General features: G+C 72.0%; 18 protein-coding genes. 5 read left to right on the plus strand and 13 right to left on the minus strand.

Annotation, left to right across the window (positions count from 1 at the left end):
- Positions 1-129 precede the first annotated feature (129 nt).
- Positions 130-600: a hypothetical protein gene (locus ACFYW7_RS29665; RefSeq protein WP_389507878.1), complete on the plus strand. Its 471-nt coding sequence runs from the start codon at positions 130-132 to the stop codon at positions 598-600.
- Between the two features lie 94 nt (positions 601-694).
- On the opposite strand, the gene ACFYW7_RS29670 is transcribed toward ACFYW7_RS29665, so the two are convergent.
- From ACFYW7_RS29670 to ACFYW7_RS29705, 8 genes are all read right to left on the minus strand, one after another.
- Positions 695-1,252: a hypothetical protein gene (locus ACFYW7_RS29670; RefSeq protein ID WP_389507996.1), complete on the minus strand. Its 558-nt coding sequence runs from the start codon at positions 1,250-1,252 to the stop codon at positions 695-697.
- 187 nt (positions 1,253-1,439) lie between these two features.
- Positions 1,440-2,123 (minus strand): uracil-DNA glycosylase, encoded by a 684-nt coding sequence (gene ung, locus ACFYW7_RS29675; protein WP_389507880.1) that lies wholly within the window; start codon positions 2,121-2,123, stop codon positions 1,440-1,442.
- Positions 2,124-2,245: 122 nt separating this feature from the next.
- On the minus strand, positions 2,246-3,826 hold the full coding sequence (locus ACFYW7_RS29680; RefSeq protein WP_389507882.1) for an ABC transporter substrate-binding protein: 1,581 nt from the start codon (positions 3,824-3,826) through the stop codon (positions 2,246-2,248).
- A 265-nt stretch (positions 3,827-4,091) separates the two neighbouring features.
- Positions 4,092-4,853 (minus strand): SDR family oxidoreductase, encoded by a 762-nt coding sequence (locus ACFYW7_RS29685; RefSeq protein WP_389507884.1) that lies wholly within the window; start codon positions 4,851-4,853, stop codon positions 4,092-4,094.
- A 17-nt stretch (positions 4,854-4,870) separates the two neighbouring features.
- A complete protein-coding gene (gene fabG, locus ACFYW7_RS29690) occupies positions 4,871-5,632 on the minus strand; it encodes a 3-oxoacyl-ACP reductase FabG (RefSeq protein WP_389507886.1) in 762 nt (253 codons plus the stop codon).
- A gap of 202 nt (positions 5,633-5,834) precedes the next feature.
- On the minus strand, positions 5,835-6,218 hold the full coding sequence (locus ACFYW7_RS29695) for a DUF3037 domain-containing protein (protein WP_389507888.1): 384 nt from the start codon (positions 6,216-6,218) through the stop codon (positions 5,835-5,837).
- The gene (locus ACFYW7_RS29700) at positions 6,215-6,988 is read right to left on the minus strand and encodes a HipA family kinase (RefSeq protein WP_389507890.1); all 774 of its coding nucleotides are present in this window, start codon (positions 6,986-6,988) and stop codon (positions 6,215-6,217) included. Before ACFYW7_RS29700 ends, ACFYW7_RS29695 begins: the two co-directional genes overlap by 4 nt.
- A gap of 219 nt (positions 6,989-7,207) precedes the next feature.
- Entirely contained in the window at positions 7,208-8,188 is a 981-nt protein-coding gene (locus tag ACFYW7_RS29705) for a teichoic acid biosynthesis protein C (RefSeq protein ID WP_389507892.1), read from the minus strand.
- A 282-nt stretch (positions 8,189-8,470) separates the two neighbouring features.
- Here ACFYW7_RS29705 and ACFYW7_RS29710 point away from each other — a divergent pair, with 282 nt between their 5' ends.
- A complete protein-coding gene (locus ACFYW7_RS29710) occupies positions 8,471-8,920 on the plus strand; it encodes a Rieske (2Fe-2S) protein (RefSeq protein ID WP_389507894.1) in 450 nt (149 codons plus the stop codon).
- An 11-nt stretch (positions 8,921-8,931) separates the two neighbouring features.
- Here the strand turns inward: ACFYW7_RS29710 and ACFYW7_RS29715 are convergent, their stop codons facing one another.
- On the minus strand, positions 8,932-9,570 hold the full coding sequence (locus ACFYW7_RS29715) for a cysteine hydrolase (RefSeq protein ID WP_389507896.1): 639 nt from the start codon (positions 9,568-9,570) through the stop codon (positions 8,932-8,934).
- 225 nt (positions 9,571-9,795) lie between these two features.
- Here ACFYW7_RS29715 and ACFYW7_RS29720 point away from each other — a divergent pair, with 225 nt between their 5' ends.
- Positions 9,796-10,263, plus strand: a complete 468-nt coding sequence (locus ACFYW7_RS29720) for a pyridoxamine 5'-phosphate oxidase family protein (RefSeq protein WP_389507898.1) — start codon at positions 9,796-9,798, stop codon at positions 10,261-10,263.
- Positions 10,264-10,285: 22 nt separating this feature from the next.
- Here the strand turns inward: ACFYW7_RS29720 and ACFYW7_RS29725 are convergent, their stop codons facing one another.
- Positions 10,286-11,188, minus strand: coding sequence for a LysR family transcriptional regulator (locus ACFYW7_RS29725; RefSeq protein ID WP_389507900.1), 903 nt, complete (start codon positions 11,186-11,188; stop codon positions 10,286-10,288).
- A 75-nt stretch (positions 11,189-11,263) separates the two neighbouring features.
- Between ACFYW7_RS29725 and ACFYW7_RS29730 the strand changes: the two genes are divergently transcribed.
- Positions 11,264-12,199 (plus strand): DMT family transporter, encoded by a 936-nt coding sequence (locus tag ACFYW7_RS29730; protein ID WP_389507902.1) that lies wholly within the window; start codon positions 11,264-11,266, stop codon positions 12,197-12,199.
- Positions 12,200-12,241: 42 nt separating this feature from the next.
- Here ACFYW7_RS29730 and ACFYW7_RS29735 read toward each other — a convergent pair whose 3' ends face one another.
- The gene (locus ACFYW7_RS29735; RefSeq protein WP_389507904.1) at positions 12,242-13,573 is read right to left on the minus strand and encodes an aminotransferase class I/II-fold pyridoxal phosphate-dependent enzyme; all 1,332 of its coding nucleotides are present in this window, start codon (positions 13,571-13,573) and stop codon (positions 12,242-12,244) included.
- Between the two features lie 35 nt (positions 13,574-13,608).
- On the opposite strand from ACFYW7_RS29735, the gene ACFYW7_RS29740 reads away from it, so the two are divergent.
- Positions 13,609-14,298, plus strand: a complete 690-nt coding sequence (locus tag ACFYW7_RS29740; protein ID WP_389507906.1) for a pyridoxamine 5'-phosphate oxidase family protein — start codon at positions 13,609-13,611, stop codon at positions 14,296-14,298.
- A 271-nt stretch (positions 14,299-14,569) separates the two neighbouring features.
- Here ACFYW7_RS29740 and ACFYW7_RS29745 read toward each other — a convergent pair whose 3' ends face one another.
- The gene (locus ACFYW7_RS29745) at positions 14,570-15,541 is read right to left on the minus strand and encodes a DMT family transporter (RefSeq protein WP_389507908.1); all 972 of its coding nucleotides are present in this window, start codon (positions 15,539-15,541) and stop codon (positions 14,570-14,572) included.
- Positions 15,542-15,744: 203 nt separating this feature from the next.
- The gene (locus tag ACFYW7_RS29750; RefSeq protein ID WP_389507910.1) at positions 15,745-16,755 is read right to left on the minus strand and encodes a DMT family transporter; all 1,011 of its coding nucleotides are present in this window, start codon (positions 16,753-16,755) and stop codon (positions 15,745-15,747) included.
- Positions 16,756-16,806 lie beyond the last annotated feature (51 nt).

Here is a 16,806-nt window from a genome sequence, read left to right on the forward strand (position 1 = left end):
GCGCCTCCCGGCGACGGGCCGGCACACGGACCGCCCGTGCCCCGCCGGAGGACCCGAAGGATCACCCGTGCGGGGCATCCTGTGCCACTCCGCCCCCCGAGGCGGCCCGGAACCAGCAGAGTTGCGTGGGTGTATCGAACGACGACGACCGCGACCCTGCTGGTCACCGTGGCGGTCTCCGCCCTCTCCGGCTGCATGACCGTCCACCGGCCGACCGCCCCCGGCTCGCCCTCCGCCCCGTCCGGGTCCGCCGCTCCCCCTCACCACGGGCGGGCGGAGCCCCAGATCGCGCAGGCACCGGCGCGGGAGGCCCTGGGACGCAGCGGTCCTTCGGGGCGGCCCTCGTCGGCCGCCCCGCCCCGGCGTCCGACCGCTCCCGCGCTCCAGGTCCCGCGGGCGGCGGCACCCGCGGCACCCCCGCGGCGCGACCGCCCGGCCGCACCTCCCGAGCCACGGCACCGCAAACCCCGCGCCGCCGCCCCGTCCGGCACGTCCGACCTGCCGAAGGGGCCGGACGTGTGCGGCCTCGGCAGAAAATACGGTGGATGGAGCGCGAACAGCCCGGAGGCGGTGATCTGCACCAGGACGTACGGCCACTGACCGCCCTGCGGGGCCGGGGGCGGTGCGCCACCCCGGGAACCGGGCGCGGAGGCGGAGGGCGGGACTCGAGGCGGTGCGCCGGGCCGAACGGGGTTCAGGGCCGCTGTCTGGGTGGCCCGAGCCTCTCACCGCCGGGACGGTCGAAGCGGTCCGGCCCGCCGGTGGCAGCCGGGCCCCCGGAGTCCTTGAGCCTGAGTTCCAGGCGGCCGATGGCGGCGCGGACGCCGTCCCCGTAGGTGTCCTCCCCCAGGGCGCCGATCGCCCCGCGGGCCCGGCGCAGATGTGTGCCGGCCGCCTCCGAGCGGCCGAGCTTCACGTAGTCGGCGGCGAGGTTCAGGTGCAGCGAGGGGTAGAACACGCGTACGGCGAGGGACCGGTGGTGTTCGGCGGACGTGCTGTCGGTGAGTTCCTCGGCCGCGGACAGGGCTCGCAGGTCCCAGGCGAGTTCGTCCGCCGGATCGTCCTGGGTGTCGGCCATGTAGTGCGCCAGCGTGCAGCGGTGCAGCGCGTCGCCGCCCTCGCCGATCTCCTCCCACAGCGCCAGGAAGCGGCCCCGGGCCTCTTCGCGGTCACCGGCGTGGTGCAGCATGACGGCCTGTCCGATCCGGGTCATCATGGCGTCCGGCGCCGCCTGCTCCTGTTGTTCCGCCACCGCGTCCTCCAGGCTCGTACTGTCCCCCAAGACGCTAGGACCTGTCCGGCCGATCATGCCGCAGACGCGCGGTCCGGCACGTACTCCCCCGAGCCGTTCGGGCAGGTGGCCCCGGCGGCCGGGGCCACCGACGCCCCCGTACGCCGGTGGGCCGGGCAGGTGACCGCCCGGCCCACCGGCGCGGTGCTCAGCCCAGGTCCGGGATGCGCCAGTCGATGGGCTCGTGCCCCTGCGCGGCCACCGCCGCGTCGATCTGCGTGAACGGACGCGAGCCGAAGAACTTCTTCGCGGACAGCGGTGAGGGGTGTGCCCCCTTCACGACCACGTGCCGCTCCTCGTCGATCAGCGGGAGCTTCTTCTGCGCGTAGTTGCCCCACAGGACGAACACCGCCGGGTCGGGGCGGTCGGCCACGGCGCGGATGACCGCGTCCGTGAACTTCTCCCAGCCCTTGCCCTTGTGCGAGTTCGCCTCGCCGGAGCGGACCGTCAGCACCGCGTTGAGCAGCAGCACGCCCTGCTCGGCCCACGGCATCAGATAGCCGTTGTCCGGGATGGGGGTGCCGAGCTCCTCCTTCATCTCCTTGTAGATGTTCCGCAGCGACGGCGGGGTCTTCACACCGGGCCGGACCGAGAAGCACAGGCCGTGCCCCTGGCCCTCGCCGTGGTACGGGTCCTGACCGAGGACGAGCACCTTGACCCGCTCGTACGGCGTGGCGTCGAGCGCGGCGAAGACCTCCTCCCGCGGCGGGTAGACGGGACCCTTCGCGCGCTCCTCCTCGACGAACTCGGTGAGTTCCTTGAAGTAGGGCTGCTGGAGCTCCTCGCCCAGGACGCCGCGCCAGGACTCGGGCAGCATGGCGATATCGGTCACGTCAACTTCCTTCGATGTGCGGTGACTTCCAGAAGCAGAACCTACCGCCGCCCACTGACAATCGCTTCCCGGTCCCCGCGCCGCCGGTCGTCCGCCTGTTCGGCGACCGGCCGCCGGGTCCGCTACCAGCTGGTCTTGCGGTCGAGCTCCCACATCGTCATGATCGTCGACGGGTCCAGCGCCCGCTCCGCCCCCGAGATCTCCTCGTTCGCGGCCACGTACTGCCTGCCCTGCCACAGGGGCAGCAGCCGGGCGTCGTCGACGAGGATCCGCTGGGCCTCCTTGAACTCCTTGACCACCGCCGTGCGATTGCTGATCCCGCGCGACTTGGGCAGCAGGTCGTCGGTGATGCGCGGCTCCCGGTAGGGCGTGCCGAGGGCGTTCTCCTGGCCGACGAAGGGCGCGATGAAGTTCTCGGCGTCCGGGAAGTCGGGGAACCAGCCGCGGCCGAACACCGGGTACTCGCCCGCCCGGTATCCCGCTTCGTACGTCTTCCAGGGGCGGCTCTTGAGCGTGACGGTGAACAGGCCGGAGCCCTCGAGCTGGCTCTTGAGTTCGCGGAACTCCGGAGCGGTCTCGGAACCGTAGCGGTCCGTCGTGTACCAGAGGGTCAGCGGAACGCGCTCGTCGATGCCCGCGTCCAGCAGGATCTTGCGGGCCTTGGACGTGCTGGGCCTGCCGAAGGCGTCGAAGTAGCCGGTGGTGTGCCCGATCAGACCCGCGGGGACCATCGAGTAGAGCGGGTCGACGGTGTCCCGGTAGACCTTGTGCACGATGGCCGGCCGGTCGACGACCTGGGCGATCGCCCGGCGGACCGCGCGCTTCCCGGCCCACGGGTCCTTCGGGTTGAAGACCAGGTACCTGATCTCGGTGCCCGTGCCGTCGATGAGCTGGATGCCCCCCTCGGACCCCTGCTCCTCGAGGGAGACGATGTCCGAGGCCGCGAGGCCGCGGTAGGTGGCGTCCGTCTTCCCGGCCTTCAGCGACTCGACCATCTGGGCCGAGTCCTTGAAGTAGCGGATGGTGACCGCGTCGTTCTTCCGCCGGGCGATGCCGTCGTAGCGGTCGTTCCTGACGAGTTCGGCCCGCTCCCCCTCCGTGTAGGACCGCAGGTCGTAGGGCCCCGAGCCGACGATCTCGTCGCCCTTGCGCAAGGCGTCGGCGGGGTAGTCGTCGGGGTCGACGATCGACATGGCCGGCGTCGCGAGGACGAAGGGGAAGGTGGCGTCCGCCTTGTTGAGGTGGAACACGATCTCGCGTTCGCCCAGTACCTGGACCCGGTCGAGACTGCCGAGCAGTCCGGAGGGACCCCCGCGTACGCCGATGGTCCTGATCCGGTCGATGGAGTGCTTGACGGCCCGGGCGTCGAGCGTGTCCCCGTTGGAGAACTTCAGGCCGGGACGCAGTTCACAGCGGTACGTGCGACTGGTTCGGTCGGTGAACGCGCAGCGCTCGGCGGCGTCGGGCTTCGGGGTGACCGAACCGTTGGGATAGCCCAGCAGCGTCTGGTAGATGTTGCGGAACAACTCCCACGAGCCGTCCCAGGAGGCGGCCGGGTCCAGCGTGCTGGGGGCACTGGTGGTGCCCACCACGATCGGTCCCTCGTCGTCGGAGGATCCGGGGGACAGCACACCGCACCCGGCCACCAGGGCTATGGACGTGATCGCCGCCAGTCGTCGCAGGCATCGGTTCCGGTTGAACACGCGCACGCTCCTCGATCTGCCGTACCAAGGGTCGGCAGACCATACCGCAGTGCCCCGCCGGGGGAACCGTGTTCCCGGCAGGGCACTTGATCAGCATATGTGTGACTACGTTGTCAGCGTTCGGTGGATCCGCCGGTGATCCGGACGCGGACCGCCGGTCGCCCCACGCGGGCGTCGGCTTTCCCGACTCCCGCGGTGTGCCGGTCAGTCGCCCTCGCGCGGGCCCAAGTCTCTTGGTGCGAAAGGCTCCTGACCGGCACGTACGTCACTCGACTCCGGCGTTGAGGAACATCCCGCCGTCGACCACGAGCGTCTGACCGGTGACCCAGTCCGACTGCTGCGAGGTGAGGAACGCGGCGGCTCCGCCGATGTCGGAGGGCACGCCGAGCCGGCCGAGCGGGTAGGCCGCGGCGGCCTCCGCCTCGCGGCCCTCGTACAGCGCGGCCGCGAACTTCGTCTTCACCACGGCGGGCGCGATCGCGTTGACCCGCACCTTGGGCGCGAACTCGTGCGCCAGCTGGACCGTCAGGTTGATCATCGCGGCCTTGCTGATGCCGTAGGCGCCGATGAACGGCGAGGGCGCGAGGCCGGCGACGGAGGCGATGTTGACGATCGCGCCGCCGTTCTCGCCCTGCCAGGCCTTCCAGGTCTGCTGGGCGAAGCCGAGCGCGGAGACGACGTTGGTCTCGAAGACCTTGCGCGCCACGTTGAGGTCCAGCTCGGCGATCGGCCCGAACACCGGGTTCGTACCGGCGTTGTTGACCAGGAAGTCGACGCGCCCGAAGGCCTCCATGGTGCGCTCCACGGCGACGGCCTGGTGGGCCTCGTCGTGGGCCTTGCCGGCCACTCCGATGACCCGGTCGGCACCGAGTGCCTCGACGGCCTCCTTGAGGGCGTCCTCGTTGCGGCCGGTGATGCAGACCCGGTCGCCGCGGGCGACCAGGGCCTCCGCGACGCCGTAGCCGATGCCGCGGCTTCCGCCCGTGATGAGCGCGACCTTGCCCGAGAGTTCGGGAAGAGTGGTCATGTCCGTGCCTCCCGGCCTTAGTTGAGCGGTCCGCCGGCCACGTACAGCACCTGGCCCGAGACGAATCCCGCGGCCTCGCCCGTGAAGAAGGCGATGGAGTTGGCGATGTCGTCCGGGTTGCCGACGCGCTGCACGGGGATCTGGGTGGCGGCCGCGGCCTGGAAGTCGTCGAAGTCCATGCCGACACGGGCGGCGGTGGCGGCCGTCATGTCGGTGACGATGAAGCCGGGCGCGACGGCGTTCGCGGTGACGCCGAACTTGCCGAGCTCGATGGCCAGCGTCTTGGTGAGGCCCTGGAGACCGGCCTTGGCGGTGGAGTAGTTCGCCTGGCCGCGGTTGCCCAGCGCCGAGGACGAGGACAGGTTGACGATGCGGCCGAACTTGGCCTCGACCATGTGCTTCTGGACGGCCTTCGCCATCAGGAAGGCGCCGCGCAGGTGCACGTTCATGACGGTGTCCCAGTCGGACGCGGTCATCTTGAACAGCAGGTTGTCGCGGAGGACACCCGCGTTGTTCACCAGGATGGTCGGCGCGCCGAGCTCCTCGGCGATCCGCGCGACGGCGGCCTCCACCTGGGCCTCGTCGGAGACGTCGCAGCCGACCGCGAGAGCCCGGCCGCCGGCGGCGGTGATCTTCTCGACGGTGTCCTTGCACGCGGCCTCGTCGAGGTCGATCACCGCGACGGCGCGGCCCTCCGCGGCCAGTCGTACGGCGGTCGCGGCGCCGATGCCGCGCGCGGCACCGGTGACTACGGCGACACGCTGCTCAGTGGTGGACATTGCTGGTTCTCCTCGCCCTTGGAAAAGCCGGCCCAAGCCCGGCCAAGCTGTCTCGACAACCTTGCGGAGTCTTCCGGGTCCCGGAGACCCGCGGCCCCTACGGTACGCCCGTCAGGTGAGCGACCGCTTAGTACCTTCGGCAGACGTGACGCTAGAAGCCCTGGCACCCGGTGTCAACGGCACACCGCGCGCGTGTGATCCATTACCTGACCAGCAACTGGAGCAACCGGTCCGTCTCGGCCCCCGGATCGGCGGTCAGACCCGTGTGCACGGGCCCCGGCCGGACGACCGTCGAGCGGGGCGCGATCAGCCAGCGAAACCGTCGTCCGGCGTCGTCGCCCGCCGCCTGACCAGCCGCTTCTCCTCCGGCGCAGACACCCTCGACCGCGCGCAGCGCCGCCCGTACGCCCTCGACGTCCGCGCCCGGATCGAGCGCGAGCAGCTTGTTCTCGTCCAGATGGGTGCGCGCCGCGACGAAGGAGTGGGCGCGGCAGTAGACCAGCACGCCCGCGTTGAAACACTCGCCGCGCTCCGCGCGCGGCACCACGCGCAGCAGCGCGTACTCGAAGACGTCCCGCTCGCTCACCTGTGCCCCTTGATGCCGTCGATGCCCGTGATCCGCTCGTGGATGTCAGCGGCGCGTGCCAGGAGCGGCCGCGCGTAGGCGCGCCGCAGCGCGTCCGGCGAGTCGAAGCCCGGCTCGTCGGTCAGCCAGACCTCGGGGATCTCGGCGGTGACCTCGGCGAGCAGTTCCTCGGTGACCAGCGGGGCCAGCTCGGCGGCGGCCGAGGCGATGTCCGGGCGGAACGGGGCGAGCGCGTGGTCAAAGACGTCGTAGGGCTTGGCGGCGGAGGTCTCCGCGCCGGGCCAGTGGTGGTGCCAGATCATCGTGGCGCCGTGGTCGATGAGCCACAGGTCGCCGTGCCACATCAGCAGGTTGGGGTTGCGCCAGGAGCGGTCGACGTTGTTGATCAGGGCGTCGAACCAGACGATCCGTCCGGCGTCCTCCGCGCTCACCTCGAAGGCGAGCGGGTCGAAACCGATGGCGCGGGTGAGGAAGTCCATCCCGAGGTTCGTGCCGCCGCTCGACTTCAGCAGTTCCTGGACCTCCTGGTCCGGTTCGCCGAGGCCCAGGACCGGATCGAGGCCGATCGTCACCAGGCCGGGCACCCGCAGGCCGAGCCGGCGGGCGAGTTCACCGCAGACGACCTCCGCGACAAGCGTCTTGCGCCCCTGCCCCGCGCCGGTGAACTTCATGACGTACGTCCCGAGGTCGTCGCCCTCGACGAGTCCCGGCAGCGAACCGCCCTCACGCAGGGGCGTGATGTAGCGGGTCGCGGTGACGCTTCTTAGCATTTTCCGGGGCCAATCGGCTCGACAGCCTGACAATCCACAACCGAATCCAAGCATGTCTGCGCCGGGGAATCGGACACGAGCGGCCGCGGGGAGATCCGGGGAGTCTCGACCGACAGCCGACACGCCCCCTCCCCGCGGCCGCCCGGCCCTCACGGTCCGTGCCCCCGCTTCCGGCATCCGGCACGAGGCGAGGGACAACCGCCGCCGGGCGGACCTGGCTCAGATCAGCACGTTCTTGTAGAAGATGCTGGAGCGTCGGTCCTTCTCCACGCCGGTGGCGAAGCCGAGGAAGAGACGTGCCTCGCCGGCGTCGGTGCGGTAGACCGCCATACCTTCGGGCTCGCGCCACCAGAGCGTGGAGCCGGCAGTGCTGGGCACCGGGCCCTGCTTCACGACGCCCGTGTTGATGTCGATGCTGTAGAGGAGGGTGTCGCCGTCGCCCACGGGTTCACCCTCGCCGGGGTAGTGGTCACCCGTCAGGAAGTACACGTACGAGCCGTAGAGGGCGTAGCCCTGCGCCTTGCCGGGGAACGAGGGCTGCGCGAAGTCGACCAGTGGCGAGGCGATGTTGCGCGTCTGGAAGTCGGAGAGGGGGTACACGGCGAAGCGCTTGCCGGCGGTGGTCCGGTAGCGCACGATCACGCGTTCGTAGACCGGGTCGACGTTGCAGGTGTACTCGCTGGCCCCGGAGATCGGCTGGTAGGCGGCCGAGGCGGCCGGCGAGCCCAGGGTGGTGCCGGCGGTGTAACGGACCGGCGTGAGCGCGGTGCCGAACCCGGTGTCGGCGTCCCTGGCGCACTCGACCCACAGGTCGGTGCCGGACCCGCTGGGCAGCGCGGCGAAGGAGACGCCGTGGCCGAAGCCGTCGAGGTGCATGTACGAGATGAAGTTCCCGTCGAAGTCCATCTTGTTGATGCACAGGTCACCGTCGAGTTCGGTGCTGCCCGTGCGCTTGGTCGCCACGAACAGGAACTTGTTCACCCAGTCGAAGGCGAAGCTCTGCTGGACGCGCGCACCGTGCGTGTCCTTGGACCGGAACAGGTCGTACGAAGGCTTCTCGAGATCGAACCGCTTGGTGGCGGCCACGGCGGCGGAGGCGGTCTGCGCGCCGACACCGAGCCCGGCCGCGGCGAGCACGGCGCCGGCGCCGGTGCGTATGAGTCCGCGGCGGGAGAGGGGGAGGTCGGGCATGCGGTTCATGGGGGGCCTCCAAGATCACGAACAACGTAGGAGCAGGTGATGCTATCCGGTGCGGTCCCGGACGTTCACCTGCCCGGAGCCCGGTGCGAAGCCCGGCCCCAGGCACCGAAGTTGACGATCGGGGACATCGCCCCGCCACGGCCGGCCGGTTCGTGGATCGCGCGGCCCCGCTGTGGAGAGGCTGTCGATCCGGTCAAGAAGTCTCCATGAGCTGAACAGCGCGCACGACAGGAACGTACTTCTGTGGAGATCCACATCGTGTCCGCTGAAGGGAAAGCCAGCATGACCAGCGAATCGCTTCACCCCGCACAGGCACCGGCCCGGCGCACCGTCGTGGCGGCCGTCGGCGCGGCGGGGATCGCCGTCGCGCTGACCGCGTGCGGGGCGGACGACAAGGCCTCCGACAGCGTGGGTCCCGGCAACGGCGCCGCGGGCAACGCGGCCGGCACGGAACTCGCCAAGACAGCCGACATCCCGGAGGGCGGCGGCAAGGTCTTCGCCGACCAGGGCGTCGTGGTGACCCAGCCGACGGCCGGCACCTTCAAGGCCTTCTCGTCCAAGTGCACCCACCAGGGCTGCGCGGTCAAGGGCATCGCGAACGGTGTCATCACCTGCCCCTGCCACCAGAGCGAGTTCTCCGTCACCGACGGCAGCGTGAAGAAGGGGCCCGCGACGAGCCCGCTGCCCGCCGCCGAGATCACCGTCGACGGTGGCTCGATCAAGCTGGCCTGACCGCGCGAACGTCAGCGGCGATGCCGCTCGAAGCAGGCGAGCACGTCGTCGGCCGTCGTGATCGTGGCGACCAGGGCGAGCGTGTTCCTGATCATGGCGGGGGTGTACTCGGCGGGCACCCCCGCGATGGCGTCCGCGGGCACGACGACCGCGTAGCCGCGGTTCACGGCGTCGAACACGGCGTTGGGGACGGCGATGTTGGCGGAGACCCCGGTCACGACGAGGGTGCGGCAGCCCAGGTTGCGCAGCAGCGGATCGACGTCGGTGCCCGTGATCGGCGACAGACCGTGCAGGCGCCGTACGACGATGTCCTCCTCGGCGACCTCGACGGGCGGCGCGATCAGCACCGCCGTCGTCCCGGTCAGCTGTCGTACGGGCAGCCGCTCGGCCGCGCGGAACAGCCGGGCGTTGTGATTGGCGCCGCGACCGTCCGGACGGCGTTCGGCGACCGCGTGGATCACCTGGACCCCGCACGCGTGCGCGGCGTCGACCAGCCGGGCGACCCGGGCGAGCGCCCCGGACGAGCGGGCCTCCTCGGCGAGTTCCGGTAGCGCGCTGTCCGGGCCCACGACACCCTGTTGACACTCCACGGTGAGCAGCACCGTGGTGGCGGGGTCGAGGAGTGCGCCGAGTTGCTCGAACGACGGCATGACTCTCCTTGTCGTCGTGGGTCGGGGCGGGCGAGGGTAACGACCATTGCGTGAGGACGGAAGACGCCTCATGCTTTTCTGACGGAACGTCAGAAGAACTCGACCGGTTCGGAACCGGCCGGTCCGTGGACCGGTCTCGACCCGGTCGGGTCGCGGGGCGGCCCGGGGCGGGCCGTCGGCACAGCTCGGCACGACAGGGCCGACACACAGAGGAAGAGGGACCGCATGGCCGTCACTCAGCGCAGGGGCCGGAAGATCATGATGACCCCCGGTGAACTGGACGAGTTCCTCACCACCCAGCGCACCTGCCGCGTCGCGTCCGTGTCCAAGGACGGAGTCCCGCACGTGAGTGCCCTCTGGTTCGCCTGGGACGGCACCTCGCTGTGGCTGTACTCGGTGGTGCGCAGCAAGCGCTGGGTGCAGCTGCGGAACGACCCGCGGGTCGCCGTGGTGATCGATTCCGGTGAGGAGTACGGGGAGCTGCGGGGCGTCGAGCTGTCCGGCACCGTGGAGTTCGTCGGCGAGTTCCCGCGCACCGGGGAGCTGTGCGCCGAACTCGACGTCCCGGAGACCCTGTTCGCCCGGAAGAACTTCGGTCTGGAGGAGATGCCGCACGACGGACGGCACGCCTGGATGCGGCTGACCCCGGACGCGATCGCCTCGTGGGACTTCCGCAAGCTCCCCCCGATGTAGCCGAACGGCCGCCCGGCCCGCCCTACTCGACGGCCTCACCGGCTCTGCGCAAGGCGTCCACCGCCGCCCTGATCGAGGGGCGGCGGTCGGCGTCGGCCCGCCACACGACGTAGACATGACGACGGACGCGCTGTCGCACCGGCACCGTCACGACCCCTTCGGGCATCGGCCGGCGCCCGAGGAGGGGGGCCACGCACACGCCGAGCCCGGCGGCGACCAGGGCGAGCTGCGTGTGCGTCTCCGCGGCACGGTGCCCGATGCGCGGTTCGACGCCCTTGGAACGCAGCGTGAACATCAGCCACTCGTGGCAGAACTCGCCCTCGGCCCAGGTGATCCACTCGTCGTCGGCGAAGTCGCCGAGGTCCACCTCCTCGCGGTCCGCGAGCCGGTGGCCGGCCGGCATCGCCACGTCGGCCGGGTCGTCGAGGATCGACGCCTTCACCAGGCCCTCGGGCAGCGGCATCGGCTTGTTGTGCCAGTCGAGCACGACCGCGAGGTCGAGGTCCCCGCGCACCACTCCCGCGACCCCGGCCTCCGGTTCCAGTTCGCTGGAGCGCACGCGCAGCCCCGGGTGCCGGGCGCGCAGGTCGGCGAGCGCGACCGGGAACAGTCCGCGCGCCGCGGTCGGGAACGCCGACAGCCGCAGCTCGCCGGCCACCTGACCGCGCTGCGCCTCCAGGTCGGACTGCGCGAGCTCGACCTGGGACAGGATGCGCGCCGCGTGCTCGGCGAGCAGCCGCCCGGCGTCGGTCAGGCGCACTCCCCTGCCGTTCTTCGCGAGCAGCCGCTGTCCCACCTCACGCTCCAGCTTGGACAGCTGCTGGGAGACGGCCGAGGTGGTGACGTGCAGCCCCTCGGCCGCGCCGCTCACCGAGCCGTGCCGGGCGAGGGCGTCGAGGGTGCGCAGACGCTCCAGATTCAACATGTAAGCAATGCTACGAGATATCGGTTGAATATTCTCGCTTGTGCTACGAGATTGTTCTGCCTCATTGTTGCCCCCATGAGCACCGTCACCCCTCCTCGAGCCGCCGCGCCGACCCGCGTGGAACCGCGCCGCCGCTCCGCCCTCGACTGGCGGATCCGTTTCGGCGTCCTCTCGCTGATCTGGGGCTTCAGCTTTCTGCTCATCAAGGTCGGCACGGAGGGCTACGCGCCCTTCCAGGTCACCTTCGGGCGGCTGCTGTTCGGGACGGCGGTGCTCGCGGCGGCGATGGCGGTGAAGCGCGAGCGGCTGCCGCGCGGGGCGCGGACCTGGGGCCACCTGGCGGTCGCGGCCTTCCTGCTGAACGCGCTGCCGTTCTCCCTCTTCGCCTACTCCGAGCTGACCATCCCCTCCACGCTCGCGGGCATCTGCAACGCGACCTCGCCGCTGTGGGGCATGGCCCTCTCCCTGGTCGCCCTCTCCGAGGACCGGCCGACCCGGGTCAGGGTCGCCGGTCTCGGCCTCGGTTTCCTCGGCGTCCTGACGGTGCTCGGCGTCTGGCAGGGCTTCCACGGTCTGGACGCCACGGGCACGGTGATGGCCCTGCTGGCGTCGCTCAGCTATCCGGTCGGCTGGATCTACATCCGCCGGACGCTGGCCGGAACCGGCGGCTCACATCTGTCGATGACCGGCGCCCAGCTGCTCCTGGCCACCGCTCAACTGGCTCTCGTCACGCCTCTGTTCACCACCCTGCCGAGCCATTTCGCCGTGGTGCCGCTGCTCGCGATCGTCGCCCTGGGAGCCCTCGGCACCGGTCTGGCCATGCTCATCCAGTACGGCATCGTCGCCGAGGTCGGCCCGACGACGGCCCAGATGGTCACGTACTTCATCCCGGTCATCGCCACCGCCGCCGGAGTCGCGATCCTGGGCGAGTCGCTGGCCTGGTCGACGCCGGTCGGCGCGGTGATCGTCCTCGCGGGAGCGGCCCTCACCCAGGCGAAACCGCGCCGCTGACCTCCCCGCTCCCGCCGCCCGGGCCCCGGGAGGGCCCGCGCCTCAGACGTAGCGGCGCGCGGGTGCCGGCCCCACGGCGGACGCGACGGCGTCCGCGAGCGGCCCGATGTCCTCGCGCCGCAGTGTCGAGACGGTGACCCGGACGCCCGGCCGCGAATGCATCCGGAACCGCGCCCCGGGCGCGACCGCCCAGCCGGAGTGCAGCAGCCGGGCGACCGCCCCGGTCTCGTCCGGGACGGGAATCCAGACGTTCATGCCGCTGCGCCCCCGCGCCTCGACACCGCGCGCCTCCAGCGCGTCGATCAGCGCGTCGCGGCGCCACCCGTACGCGCCGGCCACGGCTCCGGCGTCGACCGCGGCGGTGGTCCACAGCCGGACCACGGCCTTCTGCAGCAGACGGCTCACCCAGCCGGGGCCGAGCCGCTGCCGTCCGTGCACCCGGTCGACGGTGACGGGGTCGCCGGTGAGCACGGCGAGCCGCAGGTCGGGCCCGTAGGCCTTGGCGACGGAGCGCACGAAGGCCCAGCTGCGCGTGACCCCGGCGAGCGGATGCAGGGGCAGGTCGACGATCCGGTGGCCGTGGTCGTCCTCGATGAGCAGCGTCTCCGGATGCTCGGCGAGCACGGAGCGCAGGGCACGCGCGCGTTCGGCGGTGACCGCCGCGCCGGTCGGGTTCTGCGCCCGGTCGGTGACGATCAGGGCCCGCGCCCCGGCCGCCAGCGCGCGCCGCACGTCCTCGGGAAGCGGACCGTCGTCGTCGACCCCGACACCGACCGTACGCAGCCCGAGCGCCGGGGCGAGGTCGAGCAGGCTGCCCCAGCCGGGATCCTCCACGGCCACCGTGTCGCCGGCCTTGAGATGGACCATCAGCACTCTCTCGATGGCGTCGAGCGATCCGGAGGTGACGACCACGGGCCCCGCGGGCACCCCGTCCGCGTCGAGGCCGGCGCGGGCGAGCCGCGCCAGGTCCGGCTCGACCGCGTCCTCGCCGTACTGCACGGGACGCCGGTCGGACTCCCGGGCCGCCGTCGCGAAGGCCTCGGCGAGCGGGGGCAGCAGGGCGGGGTCGGGATTGCCGTCGGCCAGGTCCCGCACGCCCTCGGGGACCTCGACGCGAAGGTACTCGCGCCCGGTGGTGGCAGGCTTCGGGCGCACCCGGCTGCCCCGACGCCCGGCGGTCTCGATGACCCCGCGCTCGCGCAGCGTGCGATAGGCGGCCGCGACCGTGTTCGCGTTGACCCCGAGATCTTCGGCCAACTCCCGCATGGGAGGCAGCGGATGACCTGGTTCCAGCTGCCCCGCCCCCACCGCCCGCTCGACGCTGGCGGCGATGTCGGCTGCGCGACGCCCTTCGATCCGATACTCTCCTAGCACAAAATAGATTATGCACTAGTGCAATGGAGAAGGCAATGCCGGAGACGAGTACCCAGCCGAGGACGACGCCGTCCGCTGCCTACACGCCGACCGACCGCACCGTCCCCACCCGCTCCAAGGAGCGTGCCGCGTACGACCACGAGGTGGTGCACGCGATACTCGACGAGGGGTACGTCTGCCACCTCGGCTTCGTGCGCGACGGCGCGCCGGTGGTCCTGCCCACGCTGTACGCACGGGTCGGCTCGCGGCTCTACGTGCACGGCTCGACGGGTTCGCGCCCGCTGCGGATGACCGGCCAGGCGGATCACGGCCTCGCCGTCTGCCTGACCGTGACCCACGTCGACGGACTGGTGCTGGCCCGTTCGGCCTTCCACCACTCGATCAACTACCGCTCCGTCGTGGTGCACGGCACCGCCCACCAGGTGACGGACCCGCAGGAGCGGCGGCTGGCGCTGGACGCGCTGGTCGACCAGGCCGTCCCCGGCCGCTCGGGCGACTCCCGCCCGGCCAACGCCAAGGAACTCGCGGCCACCGCCGTCATCCGCCTGGACCTCGAGGAGGTCTCCGCGAAGATCCGCGGCGGCGGCCCGAACGACGAGCCCGAGGACCTCTCGCTCCCCCACTGGACCGGAGTGCTGCCGCTGGCCAAGGGGTACGGCGCTCCGATCCCGGCGGACGACCTGGCACCGGACATCGAGGTGCCCGGCTACCTGACAGCCCTGTGAGTCGCCGTCCGCCCGCCGGTCCGGTCCCCGGGCCGCCCGCCCGACGGCCCGGCAAGGCCTCGGCCGCCCGACCGCACGCCGGCCGGCCGGCCCGCCGCCGGCTCCAGGAGCCGCCCGCTCCCGCACGGCGGCGGCGGGGCGCGAGCCGATCGTCCGGGACCTGAGTCGGCGCATCCCGGAGGCGGGCTCGGGCCCGCCCCCGGGATCGGGCGGGCACCGGTCCTTGCCCGGACCGGCGTCCGTCCCACCTCGGACCGGCGCCCGTCCGTCCTCACACGAGCACGGACTCCTTCTCGGGCGCCGGGCGCCGTTCGGCCCCGGCGGCCCGGGTCTCCGCCACCGCGAGTCCGGTGACCGATCCGAGCATGAGCAGCGTGCCGGCGAGGGTCGGCGGCGTGAGTCGCTCACCGAGCAGACCGACGGCGAGTACGGCCGCGCTCACCGGCTCCAGGAGCATGATCACGGACACCGTCGCGGAGCGGACGACGGCGGCACCGGCGAAGAAGAGGGCGTAGGCCAGTGCCGTGGGGACAGCGGCGATGTAGACCAACAGGGCCAGCAGGTGGGCGGGGTGCGCGGCCTGCGGGACGAGCCCCTCGGCGAGCCCCAGCGGCAGCAGACAGACGGTGGTGACCGCGAACGTCCACACGGTCGTACCGGCCCCGTCGACGCGACCGTCACGCCCCCACCAGCGGGTGAGCAGCGTCATCGCGGAGTAGCCGGCCGCCGAGAGAACGGCGAGCGCGACCCCCGAGGGGCGTACCGTCGCCCCCTCTCCGCCGAGGACGAGCACGCCCAGTCCGGTCAGCGCCCCGGCGACGGCGACGCCCCCGCCGCGGCCGAGCCGTTCTCCCATGGACAGGCGGGCGCCCAGCGCGATGAGCACCGGGCCCGCGCCCAGCGTGACCACGGTCGCCACCGCGAGGCCCGTCGCCTCGACGGCGGCGAAGTAGGCGGTCTGGAAGACGGCCAGCCCGAGACCGGTCAGCCCGATCCGCGACAGCCTGCGGCGGATCGGCTCCCGCACGGCGGGGCGGACGGCACCCCGGCGCGGGCGCAGGCGCACGGCGAGCAGCAGGGCGAGTCCGCCCGCGCAGCGCCAGAAGGACAGGGCGATCGGCCCCATGTCACTGGCCCGGTAGACCAGCGACGCGGCCGCGCCCGCGGTGCCCCAGGCGGCACCGGCGACGATCAGATAGAGCAGGCCTCGCCCGACGGGCAGGCCGACAGCGGTGTTCGACACGTGTTCTCTCCGCAGATCCGCAGAAGTTCGGGAAGGGACCACGTCGCCGCCCGTGCCACGCGGGCAGGGGCGTACGGAAGGTCCTCGGACTTCTTCTGCGGGCGGCGCCGTTCCGCCCGGCACGGAGCCGGGCCGGGTGTCCGGTCCGCCCGCCTCAGGCGGCGGGAGGCGGAAGAACGAGCGTCATAGGCATGCCCAGCACCTTAGACCGCCGTTCCCTGAGCGGCCAACTCCCGCTCGGCGTCGTTCGGCCCACTGGCGACGGGCTCCTGCGAGGGCTTCGCCGGGGCCGACGACTGCGCGATGAAGGCGCCGAGCAGGACCACCCCGCCTCCGACGATCTGCGGCGCCGAGAGGTGCTCACCCAGCAGCACCCAGGCCAGGACGGTGGCGATCACCGCTTCGAGACAGGCCACGACGCCCGCGACCTGCGGGGAGAGCCGGCGCACGGAGAGGACGCCGGTGCCGTACGCGAGGACCGTGGCGATGAGCACGATCCAGCCGAGGAGCAGCGAGGCGAGCACGGACGTGCCGTTCATGTCGGCGCTGCCGCCGAGCACGGACCAGTCCATGGTCCAGGGGCGCGCCACCGCGGTCAGCACGAGCGTGCCGACGATCAGCCCGTACGCGATCACGCCCAGCGGATCGGGTGCCGCGTCCCCCGCGTCGCCGCCCTGGTCGGACAGGACGAAGTAGCCGACCTGGCAGCAGGCGGCGCCCAGCGCGAGCAGGAGCCCTACGGCGTCGAAGCTCAGCCCGGACCACACCTCCACCACGCAGGCGAGTCCGCCTACCGCGAGGACGACACCGAGGGCCGCGCCGCGGGTCACGGGCCGCCGCTGCACGAAGCGCACCCAGCCGAGGACCAGCGCGGGGGCGAGGTACTCCACGAGCAGGGCGACGCCGACGGGGATGCGGGAGATCGCTGCGAAGTAGCAGGCCTGGACGCCTGCCACGCCGAGCAGTCCGAACCCGGCGAGCAGCGCGGGGCGCCGTGTCACCAGCCCCCGGTGCCGCACGGCCAGCGGCAGCATGACGAGGGCCGCGCCCGCGACCCTCAGCCACACCACGTGGAGCGGGTCGAGGCCTGCCTCGATCAGCGGTTTGGCCGCGACGCCCGATCCGCCGAAGGCGACCGCCGAGCCGAGCGCAAGGCCCAGTCCGACGCCTCTTCCGCGGTTGCCCTGACTCCCCTGAGACGTATGCACGGGCACATGATGACAGGCGACGACATGACCGTCATCCCCGATGACACCTGTCTCATC

Origin of the sequence: Streptomyces sp. NPDC002580 (assembly GCF_042889485.1) — a bacterium.
In the GTDB taxonomy this organism is placed as follows: domain Bacteria; phylum Actinomycetota; class Actinomycetes; order Streptomycetales; family Streptomycetaceae; genus Streptomyces.